Raw genomic sequence first — 22,096 nt, forward strand, 5'->3', positions numbered from 1 at the left:
AATGACAAAGCTTGTTGTTATATGTGAATTAGACTATTAATAAAAAAACGTCAAACGTTAAGCATACAGCTTAAAACTAAATATGTAAACCGTATCACGTTAAACGTATTACGTAAAACGTATAAAAAACTCCCTTCCCAAAAACAAAGTTGCCGCGATGTACTGGAAAAGGAGNNTATGTAAAATTATGAAAAAATTTTACTTCAAAATCAACAGCAAGGCTTTTGCCGTTATGTTGAGTCTGCTTTGTACAACACCATTGTTGGCACAAACAGGAAAAACCGTGACTGGAACGGTAAAAGAACTTCAAGTCCCATTAGTGGGCGTAATGATAAAGGAGGAGGGAACCAATAATACCACCTTTACCGATTCAAATGGATACTATTCGTTGACCTTACAAAATGATGATGCTAAACTAATTTTTGAGCAATTGGATTTTCCTATTCGTGAAGAAGAGGTGTTGAATAGAAGCGTGATCAATATAAGTTTCACAAAAGACGACAACGAGATTCAATTAAAAGATGTGGTAATAAATGCGGGCTACTATGCTGTAAAAGATAAAGAACGAACGGGATCTATTGCACGTGTTACGGCAAAGGATATTGACAAACAACCAGTGAATACGGTGTTGGATGCCTTACAGGGTAGAGTAGCAGGCTTAAGTATAACTCCTTCTTCTGGGAATGCGGGAGCAGGCTATGAGGTGAAGATTAGAGGACAGAATAGTATTAATGCGGGGAATGATCCTTTGTATGTGATAGATGGAGTGCCTTTTTGTACCACAAGTTTAGGTTCGTTTGCGCTTGGTGGGACGATATTACCTGGAGGAAAAGCAAATCCATTGAATACGCTTGATCCAAAATCCATTGAATCTATTGAGGTGTTGAAAGATGCGGATGCAACGGCTATTTATGGTTCGCGTGGAGCGAATGGGGTGATTTTGATTACCACAAAAAAAGGAAAGTCAGGCAAAACATCTTTTTCTGTTGATGCCTCTACAACGATGATCACACAAGCAAAGTCTCTTCAATTATTGTCCACAGAAGAGTATCTTGAAATGAGAAAAGAAGCTTTTGCCAATGATGGACTTACAACATATCCTGTCAATGCGTATGATTTGAATGGGAGTTGGAATCAATCGCGGTATACAGATTGGCAGAAAGAATTACTTGGAAAAACAAGAAGTAACAATCGCTTTAGTTTAATGGTAAGTGGTGGAAGTGATCACACAAGTTATAGTGTAGGAACCACCATGATGAAAGAACGTGCGGTGTATGATGGAAATTTTAATTACTCGAAATTAGGTATCTATTCAACCTTACAGCATCAATCCCCAAATCAACGTTTCAAGTTGAACTTATCGACTCAATATAATTATGATCGTAATTTTTTGCCCACAGCAGATCTTACTCGTATTTCTTATACATTGGCTCCTAATGCACCTGCATTGTATACGGCAACTGGTGAATTGAATTGGGAGAATAATACATGGTCTAACCCATTGGCGACTTTGAGAAGTACGTATCGGAATAAAACGACGAATCTGAATGCAAATGCTATGGTTAGTTATCAAGTATTAAATGGGGTAGCTTTTAAAACCAGTATGGGGTATCAACAAACAGATTTTGATGAATTTCAAGCCAATCCACATACGATGAGAAATCCTGCTTCAGGAGGAGATAGTTCATCTTCTTATGTATTGAAGAGTGATAATCAACAAAATGGTTGGATTGTAGAACCTCAGTTAGATTTTACGTATCCGTTTATTGGTGGAAAATTAAATGGAACGATTGGAGGGACATTATCCGAACAAAATAGAAATCAACTTTCATTATTGGCATCTGGTTTTGCAGATGATTATCTGATGCCTAATATTATGGCTGCAAGTTCTGTTTATTACTTAAGCGAATCGGATGCCCAATACAAATATGCTGCCATCTACGGACGCTTGAATTATCAATTGAAGGATCGTTATTTTTTTAATTTAACAGGAAGACGAGATGGTTCGAGTCGTTTTGGTCCAAACAACCGTTTTGCGAATTTCGGGGCAGTAGGTGCAGCCTGGATTTTCTCGAAAGAGAATTTCTTAAGTGATCAGCCGTGGTTAAGTTTTGGGAAAATCAGAACAAGTTATGGGGTAACAGGAAATGATCAAATAGGGGATTACCAGTATATCGATACTTATACAATTAGTCAAGGTGGATATGATAATAACGTTGTATTATCCCCAACACGACTATTGAATCCTAATTTTGGATGGGAGAAAAATAAAAAGTTTGAATTAGCCCTTGAACTTTCTTTTTTCAATCATCGATTGAATGCAGAATTGGCTTATTACCACAATCGTTCGTCGAATCAACTGATGAGTTACCGTTTGCCATCGACAACAGGGTTTACAAGTATTCAGGCAAATTTGGATGCTACAGTAGAAAATAAAGGGCTTGAGCTTTCTTTGAATGGGGATATCGTACGAAATGTGAATGTAAAATGGAATTCGTCTTTTCTTCTTTCACTACCACGTAATACCTTACGTTCTTTTGATGAATTGGATAAAACACCGTATGTGAATCAGTATGTGTTAGGCGAATCATTAAACATCAAAAAAGTATACCAATATGAAGGGGTAGATCCTACGACGGGAATTTTTCAGTACAAAGATTTTAACCAAGATGGAAAACTGACAGCAGATGATCGACAAGTGCTTGTTGATTTAACTCCTCGTTTGATAGGGAATTGGCAAAATAATTTCCAATACAAACAATGGTCGCTCGATGTACTGTTTCAATTTGTTAAGAAAAAAGGCTATAATGAGTTTTATAATTATGGTTTTGCAGGCGCTATGACGAATATGCCAAATGGAGTGTTAGATCGTTGGCAAAAACCAGGCGATGAAAACAAACGATTTCAACGCTTTACAACTGGGAAAAATGCTGAAGCTTTGTCAGCTTATGATAAATATTCTACAAGTACTGCAGTTATAGAAGATGCGTCTTATATCCGATTAAAATCGATGTCTATTTCTTATCGCTTTCCTATAAAATCAAAAGAGAATATCAATTGTTTGCTTTATCTACAAGGTCAAAATTTATGGACTTTATCCAAAATAAAAGGAATTGATCCAGAGACGGAACGTACTTTTTTACCAACGCCTAAACGTATATCTATCGGTGCGCGATTAACATTTTAACTTCAAAAATAGAATAATGAGAAATAGTAAAAATAATAAAATAGCACTACTTTTTATTGTGGGGTATATCAGTTTGATCTTGACTAGTTGTGAGAATTTAATTGAAATAGATTCTCCAAAAGGAGAGATTCCTGCCGAAATGGTGTTTGAGAGTTCAGAAACTGCAACGGCTGCCATCAATCAGTTGTATGCGAAGTTACGTGACGATTCGATGTTGACAGAAAATTTATATGGATCGAATGTCACAATGGGATTTTATGCGGATGAATTTGATTATTACGGTTCTTCAATTAGTCCTATCAATGATTATATGGAACATCGCGTATTGGCTACAAGTACCATCAATAAAACGTTTTGGACGACAAGTTACCAATTGATCTATATGTGTAATTTGGCGTTAGATCGATTAAAAGGTTCAAAAAAATTACCTGTTTCTACGAAAAATCAATTGGAAGGAGAGGCTTTATTTGTACGTGCATTGGTACATTTTTATTTAACCAATTATTATGGGGATATACCTTATGTGACCACTAGTAATTACGCCGAAAATCAACTTGTTTCTAAACAAAAACATGAGCAGGTGTATCAATTAGTTAAAGATGATTTGATGCATGCACAAGAATTGTTACCCAAAGATTATCCAACATCTGAACGAATTCGAGCAAACTATTTTACAGCAACAGCATTACGTGCACGAGTGGCTTTGTACCAAGAAAAATGGAAGGAAGCAGAGGAACAAGCGACAAGTATCATTGCGTCGAATGCTGTTTATGTGATGGAAAATGATGCTTCCAAAACTTTTTTAAAGGATAGTAAAGAGACGATACTACAATTGAAAACGAAAAAATCGGGTGATCGAACGTACGAAGCTATTGTTTTTGTTTTTGAAACAGGTCCACCAGTAACTATGGCGTTAAGTCAGCGTTTGGTTAATGATTTTGAACCAAATGATGAACGAAAGCAAAATTGGATCAAAAAAGTGACAACAAATGGAAATAGTTGGTATTGTCCTTATAAATACAAACAATATAAAGTAGGAACAACCTCGACAGAATATTCCATTCTTTTTCGATTAGCAGAACAGTATTTGATTCGCGCCGAGGCACGATTAAATCAAGGAAATATCGTTGGAGCAAAAGAAGATCTCAATGTGATTCGTCAACGAGCAGGATTAACTCCTTTTACATCAAATACACTAACTGATCTAAGTGCAGCCATTCTAAAAGAAAGACGATTAGAGTTGTTTTCTGAACAAGGCCATCGTTGGTTTGATTTAAAACGTTTGCATTTAGCAGAAACAGTCTTGAAACCTATAAAAATGGGATGGAAATCTACGGATGTTTTATTTCCTCTACCTGAGGATGAACTGCTGATGAATCCTAATCTTTTACCTCAGAATGAAGGGTATTAGGGGAGATTTTAGATTCCAGATTTTAGAGTTGTAAAATATAGTATGTATTAGAGGTTAAAAATGGGATTCTTTGACATGCCCAGAATGACAAAGCTTGTTGTTAAAAGTCAATTAGAATATTAATAATAAAAACGTAAAACGTTAAGTGTAAAACATAGAACTTAATAAAAACCGGCATTAAAACTCTCACGTTAAGAAAATGGTTGTATGGAGCGTTAAAAAGATTTTAGCCTGCAAGGTTTTTAAAATCTTTAGCGGAGTGAGAACATTTTTAGTAGAGAGTTTTACAGCCTTGACTTTTTTGTTTCGTTTTTGTGTCAAGACTTCCCCGTAGGGCATATGAATTCATTTAAAGTAGAATTAACAAAAACATGAATAAAAATGAAAGAAGTCAATTGAATGACTGAAACTAATTTTGACCGTCGAAAATCAAAGACAAGTCTTTTTTCGTTAGTTTTTTTGACCGTTCCCCGAAGGGCATATGAATACTGATAATTAAAATTAAAAATTAATGAATAAAAAAAAGTGACAGAAATATTCTTCGACAAGCTCAGAATGACAACGAGATGAGATTCGAAAACGAATCCAGAATAACAACTAATTTGAATTAGAACATGAATAGAAAAAGTTAATAGTAGAATAATAAAAATATCCCCTTGAAAGTACAAATAATGAAGTAAATTCTTTTCATAGGTTTAGGTTAGGTAAGCAATTTTTAAAACGCAAGTAAAGGGGGTATTTCATTTAAAATTCATATGTATAGATAGTTAATCTAATTGATGATGTGAAAGAACATTAAGTACTATGATAGCCTATAAACAAGCATTCATAAAAACAAGATAGCGATCCATTTTACTTTAAATACTCACACATCAATAGAGGTTTTCCTTTATTAAAACTAAACGATTACAGTTTACCTAGCCCTTTTTAGTTGGGAGGGTTAGGGTTTTTAATAATATTTATATACAAAATCTAGTACTAACAAGCTTTAGTCGAGACAATTCTTCGACAAGCTCAGAATGACAAAATCCGTTTTTAAAAATGACAACGAATTTGAATATTGAAAAAGGATGTGAAAATGTCATATGATTTGGAGGCGAGTGTCAAAAAGCTGAAAGTCATGGTTAAAATGTTTTACTGTTTGCGTAGCAAATAATTTAAAACATTGAATGACTGAAACTAATTTTGACCGTCGAAAATCAAAGACAAGAGTTTTTTGATTACTTTTTTGCTCTTAAAAAAAGTGATAGAAAGATTCTTCGACAAGCTCAGAATGACAAAATCCGTTTTAAAAATGACAACGAATTTGAATATTGAAAAAGGAATTAAAAATCCGACGATTTAGATTCTAAATGAAAAGGAGTTTCAATATTGAAATTGGATTAGAAAAATGGTATTAAAACTCTCACGTTAAGAAAATGTTTGAGTGCAGCGTTAAAAAGATTTTAGCCCGTAGGGTTTGTAAAATCTTTAGCGGAGTGAGAACATTTTTAGTAGAGANNTTTTGACGAAAAAAAGTGACAATAAAATTCTTTAAAAGCTCAGAATGACAACGAGATGCGATTCTGAGACGAGCTCAGAATGACAAAGCTTGTTGTTAAAAGTGAATTAGATTATTAATTAAGAATAAAAACGTAAAACGTTGAGCGTATTACTTAAAACTTAAAAAAAAACAAAAATGGATAGAATAATAAAATTAATACTACTCTTTATGTTAGGGTATTTACTCCCGATGTATAAAACAATAGGACAAGAACCTAGTAAGAAACCTTATTCGGCTAGTTTGAATGAACAATGGAGTCATTCGACAAATGTACTAAAAACAAGTAATAACGGGGACTGGTTGATTGTACAAGATAGCTATCGGAAAGGGGTGAAAACCTATTTAATTCATAGTAAACGAAAAACAAAATTGCAATTGGAGGATGCACTTACCACCGAATTTTCGAATGATGGTAAATGGTTGGCATATAAGACAGATGCTAATGAATTGAAGTTAATTGATTTATCAAATTTGGATGTGAAAACATTTCAGTATTTAGTTTCTTATCAATTTAGTTTTGATTGTCATTCGACTTATGTATCCTATCTTGAAAAAAAACCGGATGGAGGTTCAGATCTTATTTTATACGATTTGAAAAAGGCAATAATTACACGAATTGAAGATGTGTCTGACTTTTTATGGAATCCCAAAGGGGATAAAATTGGTTTGGTACATACAAAACAGAAGAGTTCTGCAATTGGGGTGTACAATTTATGGGATAAAAAGATCCATTATTGGGGCGACAAAACAACTTATAAATTGTCATTACTGGATTGGAGTGCAAATGGAGTTGCGTTGGTATGGAATGAAAAGAGAGAAGGAGAGATCATTTTGTATCATTTAACCGAAACAGGACAGTTGTCGAAGTTAACCAATGAGGAGGTTAAAAAGCAATTAGATGAGACAAGTATTGGGGCATCAGATCTTTTGATATCTTCTGATGGTAAGAGTGTTTTTTTTCATAGAAATAAGAAAATAATCGATCAAAAATCAGATGTTGAAATATGGAATACAACAGATAAATGGATTACACCACGTATGAAATCTACTAGTGAAATAATCAATGGTAGATTTTTAACGAATTGGACTCCTTTGGATCAGCAGTTGACCGCAATTGGAGATAAAGACACCCCTTCTGCTTATTACAGGCTTAATCAACCTTATGCACTTGTTTATGATGCTATGCAGTATGAACCCCAATATCTCCAAGATACTTATGTCGATTTGTATGTGCGCAATGTGCAAACTGGAGAAAAGAAATTGGTTGTAAAACGAGTTTATATGGGAAATTATCATCAATATGCTGTTTTTTCTCCAAATGGTTTGGCAGTTGCTTATTTTAAAGAACATCATTGGTACCTGTATGATGTTGTACACGAAACTACCCGTTGTTTAACAGAGTCTTTGGAAGGCGATTTTTATGATCAATATGACTATTCTATTCATAACGAAGCTCCAATAGCCATTCCTATTTGGTCGGATGATGAAACAGAGATGTTGTTGCAAAATCAATATGATATATGGTTGGTAGGAGCTAAAACTTCTCTTAACCTTACAAAAGGTCAATCCAAAGGGATACATTATCGGTTGAGTAAAGCAAATAATCAGCTTGTCGAAAAAAAAATTACGGCCTATACTTTTCGTGATACATTTACTTTTGCTGAAGATCGCCCATTACTTATTGAGACCACTACAGATGAGCTGAAAAAGGGATTTGTAATGTTGCAAAACAAAACGTTTAAGAAATTGGTTAGTGGAGAGTTGAATTTTAATAAACCACAATTGTTTCCTGCTTCTCGTCAATTGATTTATCAAACGACGACTTATAATCATTCACCAACAATCAATAGGTATGATTTTAAAGCGAAAAAAACGGAGTTGATTTACCAAAGCAACTCTTTATTAGAAGACTATGATTTAGGAAGATCAGAAATTATAGATTATACCTATGCGAATGGGATTCATTTAAAAGCAACTTTGCTATATCCAGTAGGATATGATGCAACAAAACAATATCCAATGGTGATTAATATTTATGAGCAAACAGCTAATGAAGTATTTAATTTTGAACCACCCTCTTTGTATGGGGTTAAAGGTTTTAATGCATTAAATTATGTGACAAATGGGTATTTTGTTTTATTACCTAATCTACATTATGAGATAGGGCATACAGGGGAATCTGCTTTAAAGTCAGTCGAATCGGTGATTAAAGAAGTGACGAGCAGTAATCCATCCATTGATGGTAAACGGGTAGGTTTAATAGGGCACTCGTTTGGTGGATACGAAACTGCATTTATTGCGACAAAATCAAAACTAATCAAAGCAGCAGTTGCAGGAGGAACTGTCACTGATTTGCAGACATGGTCGCATGATGTACAAGGTAATGGATGGGATACCGATCAGTTTTGGCGTACAGAGAGTCATCAATCTAGGATGGGAGAGAACTATTATAATGCAAAAGAAAATTATAAAAATAATTCCCCTTTGGATCAAGTTGAACAGATGACGACTCCATTGTTACTATGGGCGGGCAAAGAAGATTTCAACACCCATTGGTACCAAAGTAAATTTCTTTTTATGGGAATGAAACGCTTGAATAAAAAAGGTCAATTGGTTTTGTTTGAAAATGAAGGGCATTATATTATGAAGCCCGGAAATCAACGTACATTGTCGGAGTTGATTATGAAGTGGTTTGACCATTATTTGAAGTAAATTATAAGAAAGGAGTGTACTTCTACACTCCTTTCCTTTGTCATTATGGACGATGAGTCATTGGTACACTACAAAATGTATCGTTGTTAAAACGAAAGATTTGTGGTCCAGACGAATTCAGATAAGTACAAGGTATATTTTCAATATTGTTACAATCTTGGTCAACAGGTTCACATTTACTGGTTAATGTATTGAAAATGTAACCATTTACAAATGCATCTTTTTTTGATGATTGAGCTTCAGTGGCAAATGCAAAAGCAACTGCCATCATTCCTACCCCAATTGGTAGAATTTTTTTTAAAAAAATTGTTTTCATTTTGTATTATTTTAATGTGGTGGCTTACTCTTTTGTACAGGTTTTCAGCCTTTCCCTGCATTGCGCAATTTATTTTTTTATGTCTTTTATTTTATACATCCACAGTTGATTGTCAACTATCCCAATCAAATAATTTTGATAAGCCATAAATTGTTGCATGGTTTGTTGTGGTTGATGATAAAAATAAAAGCTGTGTTGGTAACGGTTATTTTTATAGTCGTACTGATCAATGATGGTCATTCCTTTTGATAGGTCATCTTTTTCGAATCTTCCCATACGGTCGCTTACAATAAAATAAGAATTGTGGTTGGCAGTTGCGGTTAGATTAACCATAATGGTTTTGCTTCCTAATTTGTATTCTTTACTTTTTTCGAAATAGGCTAAATCAATTTGTGCTTTGGAAATGGTATCAATGGTTTTATTGTGCACAATTGGCTGTAAATTTTGATCAAGAACAATGTATTGGTTTCTGTAATAATAGAGATAGGTATAGAGATGGGCTTGGTTATTCCATTGCAATAGTCCATCTGTATCAAAGGTTCCATTGATTTGTTTGACTAAAATATCTTCTTTTGGTGTGAACATAAGTTGATTAGGTTTCAGTTTAATTTCACCTAGTATCGTAGTATTTGTTTTGGTGCTCGCTGTTACCACTGCGATAGTTGCAGAATCTTTTGGTACAAATTGATTGAAATAAATTTTTTCTTTGAAAAGGGTTGAGGCTTTCCAATTTGTTATTTTACCTCTAAATAAAATAGGCACAGTACCGTCTCCAACAAAGAAGTAGGGTGGTTGAACGACAATTCGAACCCGTTTGTATGGTAAGTTGTATTGGTCGATTATAATTTGATGTGTCTTTTCAGTAAATAAATTAAAATCAATTTCTTTTACATAAAGTGGAGCATTGTAATTCCCTAAATAGATTGCACAACTATCTATACCTGCAATATAATAATCGTTTGAAGGTAGGGTAATTTGTTTAATTTTTTGTAATGCATGTGGGATGTATTTACGAGTAAACGCATTGTTGGTCTGTGATTTTTTTTCGGATAATGCATAAAGTATAGAAACACTTGCAATTCCGATTACTAAAATTCCGAGTTGGTTTAGCCCGTAGTTTTTCCAATTTTCTGAGGTCGCTACCAGTCGAAGTGCACACAATGCAAATCCTACGAATACGAGATTAAAAATTAGATGTTCCGTCCATCCCAACTTTTCTAAAACTCCACCACATGAACAAGGGGTAAAATCCGTGAAATTCAAGATAATGATAATATAGGTAGTGAAGATGGTCATTAAGAAAAGTGAAATCTGTAAGGCTAATTTTCTAGTTCGCTCAAACATCAAGAGAACTGCTGTTAGAAGTTCCAGGATGATCACTCCATACGAAATAGGAATCGCATAACTAGCTAATAAAGGCGATTGTCCCAACTGAGTTTGAAAAGTTTCAAAATCGATGAGTTTACTTACTGCCGCATAGACAAATAAACTTATGTAAAGGTAGCAGATGAGTGTTCTTAAAAAAGGTGCAATTTTTCTCATCTTTATAGTAGTTTTAATTCATAAAAATTAACTTTCTAACATCTAACATCTAACATCTAACATCTAACATCTAACATCTAACATCTAACATCTAACATCTAACATCTAACATCTAACATCTAACATCTAATATTAGTTTTCGTCAACTTCATCATTTTCTGCATCATTTCCTCGTTTCACATAGGGATCCTTATCACGAGGAGGATCGTTTGCTTCATCTAGATATTGAGTACTATCATTCGATACTTTCTCAACAATAAGTAGGTCAACCTTAAGTTGTTCTTTTTTCTGTTCTCAATAATTTCTTCTGTTTCATAATCAACACAACTTGTGATAACAAAACTTCCTACAATAATTAAATAAATACTTTTCATTGATAAGATTTTTTAAGTTTTGAACGAAATTAATTTTAAGAAGTAGGATACCAGATACACAAGTAAGTCATAATCATAAACAGTATGCTGCATTTATAAATTTATACATTCCCATTCCTCATTATTATCAGTCAGAATGCCGTTTACAAAATATTGTATCGAAGACTCAGACGATAATTATACAATCAAAATGAAGTTCTATGTGACAAAATTTTATAAATGAAAGTAAAATATTCTTCGACAAGCTCAGAATGCCAAAATCTGGTACTAAATCTGATTAAAAATAATGTAACCGTAAACTATAAAAAACATCTCTATAATCCCATTAAGAAGATAAATTCCTTCTTTAGAAGGAGTTGAAATTCTAAAACCTTAAATTGATTAGTTGCGAAGACTATGTTGTCTGATATAATATGTTCCTTCAATAATCATAATGTAAAATTTTTGTTTTTTTATAAAGACTTTTATTTCAAATTAAATTTGAAAATTATTAAATAGAGTGTACCTTTGACTTGTGAAACTATGGGCAACTAAAATTTTAATTTTTTTATATATAACAACTTCAACTCAATTGTGTCAGTTATATAAATTGCCTGTGTTTATTTCTCATTTTATTGAACATGATAAAGGAGGAGATTTTTTGGATGAAATGAAAACTTTTTTAGTTCATCATTATGGTGGACATGAGGTTGATGCGGATTGGGAAACTGACCAAAAATTACCTTTCATGAAAGTTGAGTTTGTTCATATCGACTTTTTTTTCTCTCCCATAAAACTCTTCGATGTTTTACATTTAGATAAAGAAATTTCTACGACTTCAATCAAAACATTTGATGAAGATTTCTTATATACTCATTATTTAGATTCTATTTGGCAACCGCCAAAACAAGCGTAATTTTTTTAGATTTTACGATAGATTGATTCTTTCAGTTTATCCAATTTCAGCTATTTACAACTTGTATTTAGCATATTTTTAATCTATACAATTTTACGATGTTAAATAAAATTATTGATTTTTCAATCAAGAATAAATTTATCGTGGGTTTGTTTACGTTGGCTTTGTTGGTATTTGGTATCTACGATGCAACAAAATTACCCATTGATGCACAACCTGATATTACATCTAATCAGGTTCAAATTATCACTGTAGCGCCTTCTTTTAGTGCAGAAGATATAGAACGCTTGGTGACTTTTCCTATCGAACAAGCTAATTCTAATATTGGTGGAATTACCGAAATTCGTAGTTTCTCTCGTTTTGGTTTATCATTGGTAACCATTGTTTTTGATGACAATACAGATGTTTATTGGGCGCGACAACAAGTAAGTGAACGGTTGATTCAGGTTCAAAATGAGATTCCAGAAGGTATTGGTGAACCACAACTTGGTCCAATTTCGACAGGGTTAGGGGAAATCTATCAATATGTTGTTCGTCCTGCCGAAGGTTACGAAGATCAATATGATGAAACTGAATTAAGAACAATTCAAGACTGGATTGTTCGTCGTCAACTTTTGGGCGTTCCTGGAGTAGCGGATGTGAGTAGTTTCGGTGGAAAATTGAAACAATACGAAATAGCGATTGATCCGCAACGTTTACAATCTTTTAATCTGACAATTAATGATTTATTTGATGCACTGAGCGAGAATAATCAAAATACAGGTGGAGCTTATATCGAAAAAGGTCCTACTTCTTTATTTATCCGTTCTGAAGGTTTAATTGGTAAAATAGAAGATATCGAAAATATTTTGGTCAAACGCTCGCAAAGCGGAACACCTATTTTATTGAGAGATGTTGCAGATGTAAAAACTGGTTTTGCTACACGCTATGGTGCAATGACATATAACGATACAGGTGAAGTTTCTGGTGCAATTGTTATGATGTTGAAAGGAGCGAATAGTAACGAAGTGGTGAAGAATGTACAAGAACGCATCGAAGAGATTAAAAAGACGTTACCTGAAGGAGTTGTTATTGAACCTTTCTTAGACCGTAAAAAAATGGTTGACAATACCATTCATACGGTTGAAACAAATTTACTTGAAGGAGCCTTAATCGTTGTCTTTATTTTAGTGCTTTTCTTAGGAAATTTACGTGCTGGTTTTATTGTAGCTTCTGTTATTCCTCTAGCCTTATTATTCGCGATTATTATGATGAATATTTTTGGTGTAGGTGGAAATTTGATGAGTCTAGGCGCATTAGATTTCGGATTAATTGTTGACGGAGCTGTGATTATTGTAGAAGCGGCGATGCATCAGTTAGCACACAACAAAAAGTTTGGGTTGAAGAACAAATTAACACAAACAGAAATGGATCAAACAGTTGGTTCTTCAGCTAAAAAAATGGTGAATTCGGCTGTTTTTGGTCAAATTATTATTCTAATTGTTTATTTACCAATTTTTACTTTACAAGGAATAGAAGGGAAAATGTTCAAACCAATGGCGCAAACAGTTGCTTTCGCATTGATTGGTGCATTTATTCTTTCGTTGACTTATGTTCCGATGATGACCAGCTTATTTTTAAGTAAAAAGAAGAAAGTGAAACCAAATTTATCGGATCGTGTAATGGCTAAAATTGAGATTTTCCATCAGAAATATTTAATCAAAGCCTTAAAAGTTCGTACTATTATTTTAGCAATTGTGCTTTCTCTATTTGCTATTGCTGTTTTTGTGATGTCTCGTTTAGGTGGAGAATTTATTCCAGCTTTAGAAGAAGGCGATTTTGCTGTAGAAGCACGTATTTTACCAGGAAGTAATATTACGACAACAATAGAATACACAAATAAAGCAGCTAAAATATTGAAAGATAGTTTCCCTGAAGTTGAAATGGTTGTGACAAAAATTGGGAGTGGAGAGATTCCTACCGAGCCAATGCCAATGGATGCAGGAGATATGATTATTGTTTTGAAACCTAAAAAAGAATGGACTTCTGCCACAACTTTTCCAGAATTATCGGATAAAATGAGTAAAGCTTTGGAAGATGTTCCAGGACTTTCAACGGGATTTCAATTTCCTGTTCAGATGCGTTTTAACGAATTAATGACAGGAGCACGACAAGATGTGGTGGTGAAAATATTTGGTGAAAATTTAGATAGTTTAGCCAATAATGCAGATAAATTAGGAAAAATAATCAATACTGTAAAAGGAGCGCAAGACTTATATATTGAACCAATTAATGGAATTCCGCAAGTTGTGATTGAGTTTGATCGTGCTTTATTAGCGCAATATGGATTGAGTATTGGAGAAGCAAATCGAATTATTAATATGGCTTTTGCAGGACAATCTACTGGAATGGTTTTCGAAGGTGAAAAACGTTTTGATATGGTGGTTCGTTTAGCAGAGGATAAACGCGAGAATATCGAAGATATTCGAAATTTATTGATTCCTACTGCTTCTGGAATTCAGATTCCATTAAATCAATTAGCAAAAGTAGATTATAAAAATACGCCAAATCAAATTCAGCGCGAAGATGCAAAACGTAGAATTGTTGTTGGATTTAATGTAAAAGGACGCGATATAGAGAGTGTTGTGCAAGAGTTGCAACAAAAGGTTGATGCTCAAGTCAAACTTCCTACAGGATATTATGCGACTTATGGTGGAGCTTTCGAAAATTTGAATCATGCAAAAGCTCGCTTAGGTATTGCTGTTCCAGTCGCCTTGGTTTTGATTTTCGTGTTGTTATTCTTTGCATTCAAATCAATCAAAGAAAGTTTATTAATTTATACAGCCATTCCGCTTTCTTCAATTGGTGGAATACTATTCTTAGCTGCGCGAGATATGCCTTTTAGTATCAGTGCTGGAGTTGGATTTATCGCCCTTTTTGGAATTGCTGTTCTAAACGGAATTGTATTAATCTCAGAATACAATCGTCTACGTGATAACGGAATTAAAAATACAACTCGAATTGTTATTATGGGAACACGAACTCGTCTTCGTCCCGTCCTAATGACAGCAGCTGTAGCCTCTTTAGGTTTCTTACCAATGGCTCTTAGTAATGGTTCGGGTGCAGAAGTTCAACGTCCATTAGCAACTGTTGTTATCGGAGGATTAATGGGTGCAACTTTTCTTACCCTTTTTGTTTTACCAATTTTATATGTTATGTTCGAAAATATTCATTTTAAAAAGAAATCAACTCGTCATAAATCAATTCCTACAGCTATTTTATTAGTTTTAGCTTTGTTTGGAGCAACTGCCAATGCGCAAGAACGTATGAGTTTTGATGAGGTTGTAAAATTAGCTGACGCGAATAACCTCGAAATTAAACAAGCAGAATTGACTACTGTTTATCACGAGAAAAATGTATTTGCCAATCGTTCGCTTTCACCTTTAGATATAGCTGCGGAATTTGGACAAGTGAATTCGGGTGAATTTGATAACAAATTTACTATTTCACAATCGTTTCAATTTCCTGTGGTTTTTAAACGTCAAAAAGCTTTGAACGAGCAAATGATCAGTACTTCTAAAGCAAATGAACAATTGACGAAAGTTGAGATTAAACAACGATTAGCCAATTTGTATGTCAATATGCAAAATACAGAATATCAACAAGATTTATTGAAAGAAAATGAATTGATTTACCAAGAGTTTTTGAAGAAAGCAAATTTACGTTTGAAAAAAGGTGAATCAAACCGAAGTGAGGTTTCAACGGCTATTATTCAGTTGAAATCGATTCAAAATCAATTGAGATTAGTTGAGAATGAATTAGAAAATGAATCAAGACAAATTCAATTTTTAACCAATTCATCATTCAAAATTTATCCAACAAAAGATGGTGTAAATTGGAATGAAATTGCAGGATTATCTGTTTCAGGTACACATCCAATGTTAAAATTAGCGGAAGAAAATATTCAGACTTCAACGCTGGAAACTGAAGTTGAGAAATCGAAAAAAGTTCCAGTTTTAACAGTTGGATATTCAAATCAAAGCTTTTCTGACTTAGACAAAAATCGATACAATTCTTTTCAAGTAGGAGTTGGCTTACCTTTGTTTAATAGAGGAATTAATTCGTCAATCGAAGCCTCAAAAGTTAAAACTGATCTTGCAAAACAAGCGTATACTTTACAACAATCGAAGTTGCAACAAGATTTTGATGTATTAAAAAATAAAGTAAATGCTTACGAAGAAATGGTAGGGGATTTTGAACAATCTCAACTTCCTGCTGCGAATGATTTACAAAAAACAATTAATCGTCAATTACTAGAAGGAGAGATTAATTTTTTGGATTGGGTGATTCTGAATAATCAAATCATCGAAGTGAAAACAAAGTTTTTAGAAGCAAAGAATCTACGTAATCAGGCTTATGCCGCAATGACTTTTTATACTGCACAATAATATGAAAAAATATATCTTAATGCTTTGTACATCTCTTGTTGTGATGAGTTGTAACAAAGAAGAAACAAAACCCGAAGTAGAGCAAAAAGCAACTATTTCTACCTCAATATTAAAGTTGACAGATGCTCAATTAAATAATTTTGAAATTGATACTACCTCTTTACGTCATCAGAATTTACCTACAACTATTCGGCTAAATGCAAAGACGGCTGTAACCCCAGAGAATACTATTTCTATCACCAATGCTTTTGGTGGTTATGTGAAACAAATTGCATTAATTCCAGGAAATTATGTGAATAAAGGACAAGTTTTAGTGGTTTTAGAAGATCCGCAGTATATTCAAATGCAGGAAGATTATCTCACAACAAAAGCTTTGTTAGAGCAGGCTAATGCAGATTATGTTCGTCAAAAGGATTTGAATGCAGAGCAAGCAGCAAGTGACAAAGTGATGCAACAAGCGAAAGCGACACGTCAATTGTTGATGGTAAAGAAAAGTTCGTTGGAACAGAAACTTAGGTTAATGAATATCAATCCTTCTTCAGTCTCGTTGAGTAATATTAGACGTACCATCAATGTTTATGCACCAATTAGCGGAATGGTGAGTCAGGTTTTTGCGAATACAGGACAATATATTTCGCCAGCAGATGCGATGTTAGAAATTATTAATCCTGATCGTTCTTTATTGAACGTAAAAGTGTTTGAAAAAGATCTAAGTAACATTCAGATTGGTCAATTTTTGAAAGCTTATACCAATGCAAAACCAGATCAAAAGTTAGATGCGCAAATCACTTCAATTTCTAATCAAGTGAATGAAGATGGAACGGTTGATGTTTTTGCACGAATTACGAATGCGAATGGAACGCGATTAACAGCGAATATGTATTTCAATATTGAATTGCAAGTGAATTCGCTTAATGCGAATGTTTTACCAGAAGAAGCTGTAATTCAGTTTGAAGGAAAAGATTATGTGTTCGAAAGACAAACTAAAAATCAGTTTCGATTAGTTCCTGTAGAAATAGGAGGTTCTGCGAATAAAATGATTGAAATAAAATCTCCTCAAAATTCAGGAAAAGTCTATGTTTCGAAAGGAGCATATTATCTTTTGACTGCGATGAAAAATAGTGGAGAAGAGGAGTAGGTATTTTTGAAAATATAAAATAAATTAAGAAGCTGAATTCGTTTTCAGCTTCTTATTGTCTTATTGTCTTCATTAGGAGGGTGTTTGGAAAAAGATGTATCGAAGACTTAAACGATATATAACGATTGTAAAAAACTACATTAATAAAATGATTTAAGTTCTAAGTATTGATTTTTCATTCATAAGTTATAAAAAACTTATGAATGAAAAAGATTTTAATAATCAATTTTATTGATTATTATATAATTAAATATGAAAAGTTTCTGAAATTGTTTTTAAAATTATAGTTGTGAACTAGCTATTCTTGTTAGTGATAGATGTATTCTATTTTGCAGCCCAAATTTCGATTTCAATTTTCAGTTCCGGAAGCCCTAATGCAGTTATATATGCAATTGTCATTGAAGGATGATTTTTCTTAAATAAATTTTCCCATTCTTGATCGAAAAACTCCCAATCTATTTCTTCTGTAGCCCAAATATTCACTTTAATTACATTTTCTGCATCCAAATCTTGACTATTCAAAAGTTCTTTTATGTTCTTAAATGTTAAGATAACTTGTTCATTAAAATTTTCGGGTGTTGTACCGTTGTTATCTATTCCAATTTGCCCCGAAAAAGTATATAAATCTGAGTTTCTAGGAATTATTGTAACATGTGAATAGTTTCCAACTGGTGTAGGAATATTGTTAGGGATTAATCGAATTATTTTGTTTGTAGTCATGTTTTAAAATATATTTTTTAGTGAGGATTACTTAAATAAGTTGATTGATGTTTGATTTATATGAATTTTTCAGTATTTTATGAAAACATTTTATTTTTTAGCAAGTTCAAATTAAGTCATCTTCTTCAGATATTCTTATAACATTACCGCTAACATATTATTATACTAAGTAAAATATATTTTCGTTTCATAAAAATACCTATATCTACATTTCATTAATTAAACTCAAATATACAAAAAAAATTATATTTTATACCTTGTTGCGTGAGACAAAAACACTCGCATTAAAAAATTAGCGTAGTTCTATTTTTTATTTTTCTTTATAAGAAAGTACAATTATTAATAGTTGGTCAATCACGACTATTCGCTAAATGCTTTAGTAGTTATATAGATCATATTTATAAACACTTACTTTCAATTTTCTGCAATTCTATTCTTAATGTATCAACAGCTTGTTCCAATTCTTTTTCATTCAATGAAGCAAAGCCAAATCTAAATGCATTTTGTGTTTCATCAATTCTGATGATATGAAGTTTTACGTTTGAATAAAGTTGTTCAACAGGCAAGTCTGACCTTACTTTTAACCAAATAGCCATTCCTCCAGTAGGCAATGTATAAGAGACATAATTGTCTAATTTTTCTCTTAACAATACATCTAAAAAATCCATACGTCCGTGATAAATTTTCTTTGCCTTTTTAAGATGTCGTTTTAATTCACCCTCTTTAATCAAGGATGCTAAAGCGTTTTGCATGTATCCATCACCACTCACATCTACTATTTTTCTGAAAGCTGTACATTGTTCTATGAAATTTTTAGGAGCTACCATAAAACCTATACGCAAAGCAGGGTCTAATATTTTGGAAAAAGAGCCTATGTAAATCACGTTTCCACTATGATTACCGCTTGCCAAAGGCAAATATGGTGAAGACGCATAATGATAATCATAATCGTAATCATCTTCAATAATCACAAAAGAATATTGTTGAGATAGTTCTAACAGTTTCATTCTACGTTCTACGCTTAATGTTACTGTTGTAGGGTAATGGTGGTGGGGAATGACATACACAGCATTAATTTTCTGACGTTTGCAAATCTTTTTGATAGCATCGGTATCAATACCTTTATCATCTACGGTTACCTCAATGATTTTCGCTTCGGTTTCCTCAAATGTTTTATTGGCAATAGGATAATTTGGAACGCCTACAATAATCGTAGATGTATGTCCCAAAAGCAGTTGAGCAGATAAATAAATACTCATTTGTGCTCCGTGCGTAATTAAAATATTATCAGGAAAAATGTTTAACCCTCTTGTTTCTGACAAATAATTAACCAACACTTCCCGAAGTTTCAAAGTCCCCTGTGTTGTTCCAATATTTGCGTTTTTAATAGCATATTTTTTTGAAGTGAGTGAACGATACATTTTTAATAAATCATCTATTGGAGATAATCTTACGTCAGGGTGTCCGTCATCAATAACTACATCAGCATACGAAATACCATTTTCACTAAACTTGTTTTCTTCTATAATTCTAAAAGGTACATTCAAATCATTTTCATAAGGTGTAGACGTATTAGATTCACCCCACTTTTGAGGTTTAAGCAATGGAATATGTTCCGAAACAGCAACGTGTTTTCTTGGAAAAATCATAATCCAATCTTGTGCTTCCAATTCCTCATAACCTGCAATTACGGTCTTTCGGTGTATACCCAATGTTTTGGCTAATTCCCGACTACTTGGTAAGTGCGTTCCTGGTTTCAGAGTACCGTTTCTGATTGCGTTGATAATGGATAAGGCAATCTGCCTATAAATAGGGATTTTGCTTTCTTTATCTATGATTATGATATGTTCGTATGGTAACATGGTGGACTATCTTTTTTTTGTAAATTGGACTACAAATATAGTCCTGTTTGTAAATACTTTTGACTTATCAATTAAAATAATTTTAAAACAATGGAGTTCAACATCAAAAAAGTAGGTCTAAACGATTTAGACACCACAGCAAAATTATTTAACCTTTATCGGGTTTTCTATCGTCAAGCGGACGATTACGAAAAGTGTAAGCAATTCATTAAGGAACGAATGGACAACGAGCAATCAAACATTTTTGTCGTGTATGCAGACGGCAAAGCTGTTGGTTTTGTGCAGTTGTACAAATTGTATCATTACATCAAATTAGCAAAGCAATGGTTATTGAGCGATTTGTTTGTACACCCCGATTACAGAGGCAAAGGGCTTTCGGTAGCATTGATAGACAGAGCAAAACAATGGTGCGATGAAACTGGTGCTTGCGGGCTAATGCTTGAAACTGAAAAAACAAACGACATTGGCAATCAATTATATCCACGTTGCGGTTTTGAATATGACGGTAAGCACAATTATTACTATTGGTGGAAGTAACACAATGGGCAGACTTAATCGGTTCGCCCTTTTCAAAAAAATGGTCGGGTAGTCGAGTGGTCAGACAAGGGTACGCAATACCTTTTGCAGTGGTTCGAATCCATTCCCGACCTCAATATTATTTTATATTTCAATGAATGTATTTAACCTTATCATAAACGACAAAGAGCAGGTATCATTAAACGATATATTTCTGGATGAAGCCAACAGGCAAAAGTTTGAACAGCTGATAAAGGAACATAAATACAATGAAGAATTAAGCCAATACGGACTTCCTGTAAATAATAAAATATTGCTTCACGGTAATTCGGGTTGTGGCAAAACAATGACCGCCAAAGCTATTGCAAATACGTTAGGCAAAAATATTCTCATACTCAATTTGAGTAATGTAGTATGTTCACGTATAGGCGAAACATCGCAGAACATCAAACAGGTATTTGACAAAGCAGGTCGGGAAAAAGCCGTTTTGTTTTTAGATGAATTTGACCAAATCGCAAAAGCAAGAGGTAACGATGATAAAGACGTAGGCGAAATGCGAAGATTGGTAAATACCTTAATACAGTTGATAGACTACTATCCCGAAAAGGCATTATTACTATGTGCAACCAACCACCCAGAAATTATTGATACAGCTTTGTTAAGGCGGTTTCAGCTACGGATAAATTTTGAAATACCAATACCCGAAGTTTTAGACGAGTATTACAACAAGCTAANNTTCATTTGCAGAAGCTAAAGACCATACGTTTACGGCTGTAAAAACGATACTGATAAATGAATTGGAAGAAAAATCAATCTGTCAAACCGAAACGATATCCCATCTGCAATAAAGAGAAACAAAATAGTAAGAATTTAAAACGGACAAATGGAAAATGAAATACAAATCAGAGAAATGAAAGAGCAGGATATTCCAGAACTTTTGCGGTTAATGGAAGCGATTGTTGTATATGAGGGCGATACAGATTTTAGCCTTTCAGAAAACGACTTGTTAAGTCGTGGATTTGGAACAAACCCTCAATTCGGTGCTATCGTTGCAGAGACAGGGAACAGTAAACTTGTAGGTATTGCTGTTTATTATACCATTCCTTTTATGCACAATCTAAAACCTTCTTTAATGCTTAAATGGTTATATGTCGATACTAACCAAAGAGGCAAAAATATTGGTAAAAGATTACTGAAAGGTCTTGCTCAATATGCCCTCAATAATGGATATAAAAAATTTAATTGGTTAGTTCTTGCCAATAATATTAACGCTCAGAAATTTTATAAAAGTTTGGGGTCAAAGCCAGATGATAAATGGATACGGTGGACTATTACTCCCGAAAAAATGGAAGTATTAGCAAAGCAATAACCTTTTAATAATACGAAGCAGAAAGTTTTAATTTAGACTTAACTCCGCCATTTTGTAAACCCCATGTTGAACTAAACCTCCAGT

At 33.5% G+C, this 22,096-nt stretch carries 12 protein-coding genes, 1 tRNA gene and 1 pseudogene; 10 read left to right on the top strand and 4 right to left on the bottom strand.

Annotated elements, in window-relative coordinates; all coding sequences use genetic code 11:
* Positions 1–187: 187 nt before the first annotated feature.
* The 3 genes from B4H69_RS08785 (at position 188) to B4H69_RS08795 (ending at position 8,853) form a co-directional block, all read left to right on the top strand.
* Positions 188–3,187, top strand: a complete 3,000-nt coding sequence (locus B4H69_RS08785) for a SusC/RagA family TonB-linked outer membrane protein (protein WP_244958037.1) — start codon at positions 188–190, stop codon at positions 3,185–3,187.
* A gap of 16 nt (positions 3,188–3,203) precedes the next feature.
* Positions 3,204–4,598 carry a RagB/SusD family nutrient uptake outer membrane protein gene (locus B4H69_RS08790; RefSeq protein WP_221627902.1) on the top strand — a complete coding sequence of 465 codons (1,395 nt, stop codon included), beginning with the start codon at positions 3,204–3,206 and terminating at the stop codon, positions 4,596–4,598.
* Positions 4,599–6,276: 1,678 nt separating this feature from the next.
* The gene (locus tag B4H69_RS08795) at positions 6,277–8,853 is read left to right on the top strand and encodes a S9 family peptidase (protein ID WP_180906490.1); all 2,577 of its coding nucleotides are present in this window, start codon (positions 6,277–6,279) and stop codon (positions 8,851–8,853) included.
* 43 nt (positions 8,854–8,896) lie between these two features.
* On the opposite strand, the gene B4H69_RS08800 is transcribed toward B4H69_RS08795, so the two are convergent.
* Entirely contained in the window at positions 8,897–9,169 is a 273-nt protein-coding gene (locus B4H69_RS08800; RefSeq protein ID WP_180906491.1) for a DUF6520 family protein, read from the bottom strand.
* 69 nt (positions 9,170–9,238) lie between these two features.
* Positions 9,239–10,711, bottom strand: coding sequence for a MauE/DoxX family redox-associated membrane protein (locus B4H69_RS08805; protein ID WP_280046353.1), 1,473 nt, complete (start codon positions 10,709–10,711; stop codon positions 9,239–9,241).
* A 963-nt stretch (positions 10,712–11,674) separates the two neighbouring features.
* Here B4H69_RS08805 and B4H69_RS08810 point away from each other — a divergent pair.
* The 3 genes from B4H69_RS08810 (at position 11,675) to B4H69_RS08820 (ending at position 17,545) form a co-directional block, all read left to right on the top strand.
* Positions 11,675–11,980: a hypothetical protein gene (locus B4H69_RS08810; protein ID WP_152606051.1), complete on the top strand. Its 306-nt coding sequence runs from the start codon at positions 11,675–11,677 to the stop codon at positions 11,978–11,980.
* Positions 11,981–12,078: 98 nt separating this feature from the next.
* On the top strand, positions 12,079–16,407 hold the full coding sequence (locus tag B4H69_RS08815; RefSeq protein ID WP_291093577.1) for a CusA/CzcA family heavy metal efflux RND transporter: 4,329 nt from the start codon (positions 12,079–12,081) through the stop codon (positions 16,405–16,407).
* 1 nt (position 16,408) lies between these two features.
* Entirely contained in the window at positions 16,409–17,545 is a 1,137-nt protein-coding gene (locus tag B4H69_RS08820) for an efflux RND transporter periplasmic adaptor subunit (RefSeq protein ID WP_291093579.1), read from the top strand.
* A gap of 324 nt (positions 17,546–17,869) precedes the next feature.
* Here the strand turns inward: B4H69_RS08820 and B4H69_RS08825 are convergent, their stop codons facing one another.
* Positions 17,870–18,265, bottom strand: coding sequence for a RidA family protein (locus B4H69_RS08825; RefSeq protein WP_180906496.1), 396 nt, complete (start codon positions 18,263–18,265; stop codon positions 17,870–17,872).
* Positions 18,266–18,663: 398 nt separating this feature from the next.
* Positions 18,664–20,127: a PLP-dependent aminotransferase family protein gene (locus B4H69_RS08830; RefSeq protein WP_291093580.1), complete on the bottom strand. Its 1,464-nt coding sequence runs from the start codon at positions 20,125–20,127 to the stop codon at positions 18,664–18,666.
* Between the two features lie 90 nt (positions 20,128–20,217).
* Here B4H69_RS08830 and B4H69_RS08835 point away from each other — a divergent pair, with 90 nt between their 5' ends.
* The 4 genes and pseudogenes from B4H69_RS08835 to B4H69_RS08850 all read left to right on the top strand — a co-directional run bounded on the left by B4H69_RS08835 (position 20,218) and on the right by B4H69_RS08850 (position 22,012).
* The gene (locus tag B4H69_RS08835) at positions 20,218–20,664 is read left to right on the top strand and encodes a GNAT family N-acetyltransferase (protein WP_291093582.1); all 447 of its coding nucleotides are present in this window, start codon (positions 20,218–20,220) and stop codon (positions 20,662–20,664) included.
* 42 nt (positions 20,665–20,706) lie between these two features.
* Positions 20,707–20,777: transfer RNA gene (locus B4H69_RS08840), tRNA-Cys, on the top strand.
* Positions 20,778–20,797: 20 nt separating this feature from the next.
* Positions 20,798–21,491, top strand: a pseudogene (locus B4H69_RS08845) (AAA family ATPase).
* 35 nt (positions 21,492–21,526) lie between these two features.
* A complete protein-coding gene (locus tag B4H69_RS08850; RefSeq protein ID WP_291093584.1) occupies positions 21,527–22,012 on the top strand; it encodes a GNAT family N-acetyltransferase in 486 nt (161 codons plus the stop codon).
* The last annotated feature ends 84 nt before the right edge of the window (positions 22,013–22,096 follow it).

The sequence above is a fragment of the Empedobacter sp. UBA6745 genome (assembly GCF_002453775.1).
GTDB classification, from domain to species: Bacteria; Bacteroidota; Bacteroidia; order Flavobacteriales; family Weeksellaceae; genus Empedobacter; species Empedobacter falsenii_C.

Bases quoted from the DNA above. Each gene is read 5' to 3' on its own strand.
- B4H69_RS08800 (WP_180906491.1), bottom strand. From the start codon at position 9,169: ATGAAAACAATTTTTTTAAAAAAAATTCTACCAATTGGGGTAGGAATG.
- B4H69_RS08820 (WP_291093579.1), top strand. From the start codon at position 16,409: ATGAAAAAATATATCTTAATGCTTTGTACATCTCTTGTTGTGATGAGT.
- B4H69_RS08790 (WP_221627902.1), top strand. From the start codon at position 3,204: ATGAGAAATAGTAAAAATAATAAAATAGCACTACTTTTTATTGTGGGG.
- B4H69_RS08830 (WP_291093580.1), bottom strand. From the start codon at position 20,127: ATGTTACCATACGAACATATCATAATCATAGATAAAGAAAGCAAAATC.
- B4H69_RS08795 (WP_180906490.1), top strand. From the start codon at position 6,277: ATGGATAGAATAATAAAATTAATACTACTCTTTATGTTAGGGTATTTA.
- B4H69_RS08805 (WP_280046353.1), bottom strand. From the start codon at position 10,711: ATGAGAAAAATTGCACCTTTTTTAAGAACACTCATCTGCTACCTTTAC.
- B4H69_RS08825 (WP_180906496.1), bottom strand. From the start codon at position 18,265: ATGACTACAAACAAAATAATTCGATTAATCCCTAACAATATTCCTACA.
- B4H69_RS08785 (WP_244958037.1), top strand. From the start codon at position 188: ATGAAAAAATTTTACTTCAAAATCAACAGCAAGGCTTTTGCCGTTATG.
- B4H69_RS08815 (WP_291093577.1), top strand. From the start codon at position 12,079: ATGTTAAATAAAATTATTGATTTTTCAATCAAGAATAAATTTATCGTG.
- B4H69_RS08835 (WP_291093582.1), top strand. From the start codon at position 20,218: ATGGAGTTCAACATCAAAAAAGTAGGTCTAAACGATTTAGACACCACA.
- B4H69_RS08850 (WP_291093584.1), top strand. From the start codon at position 21,527: ATGGAAAATGAAATACAAATCAGAGAAATGAAAGAGCAGGATATTCCA.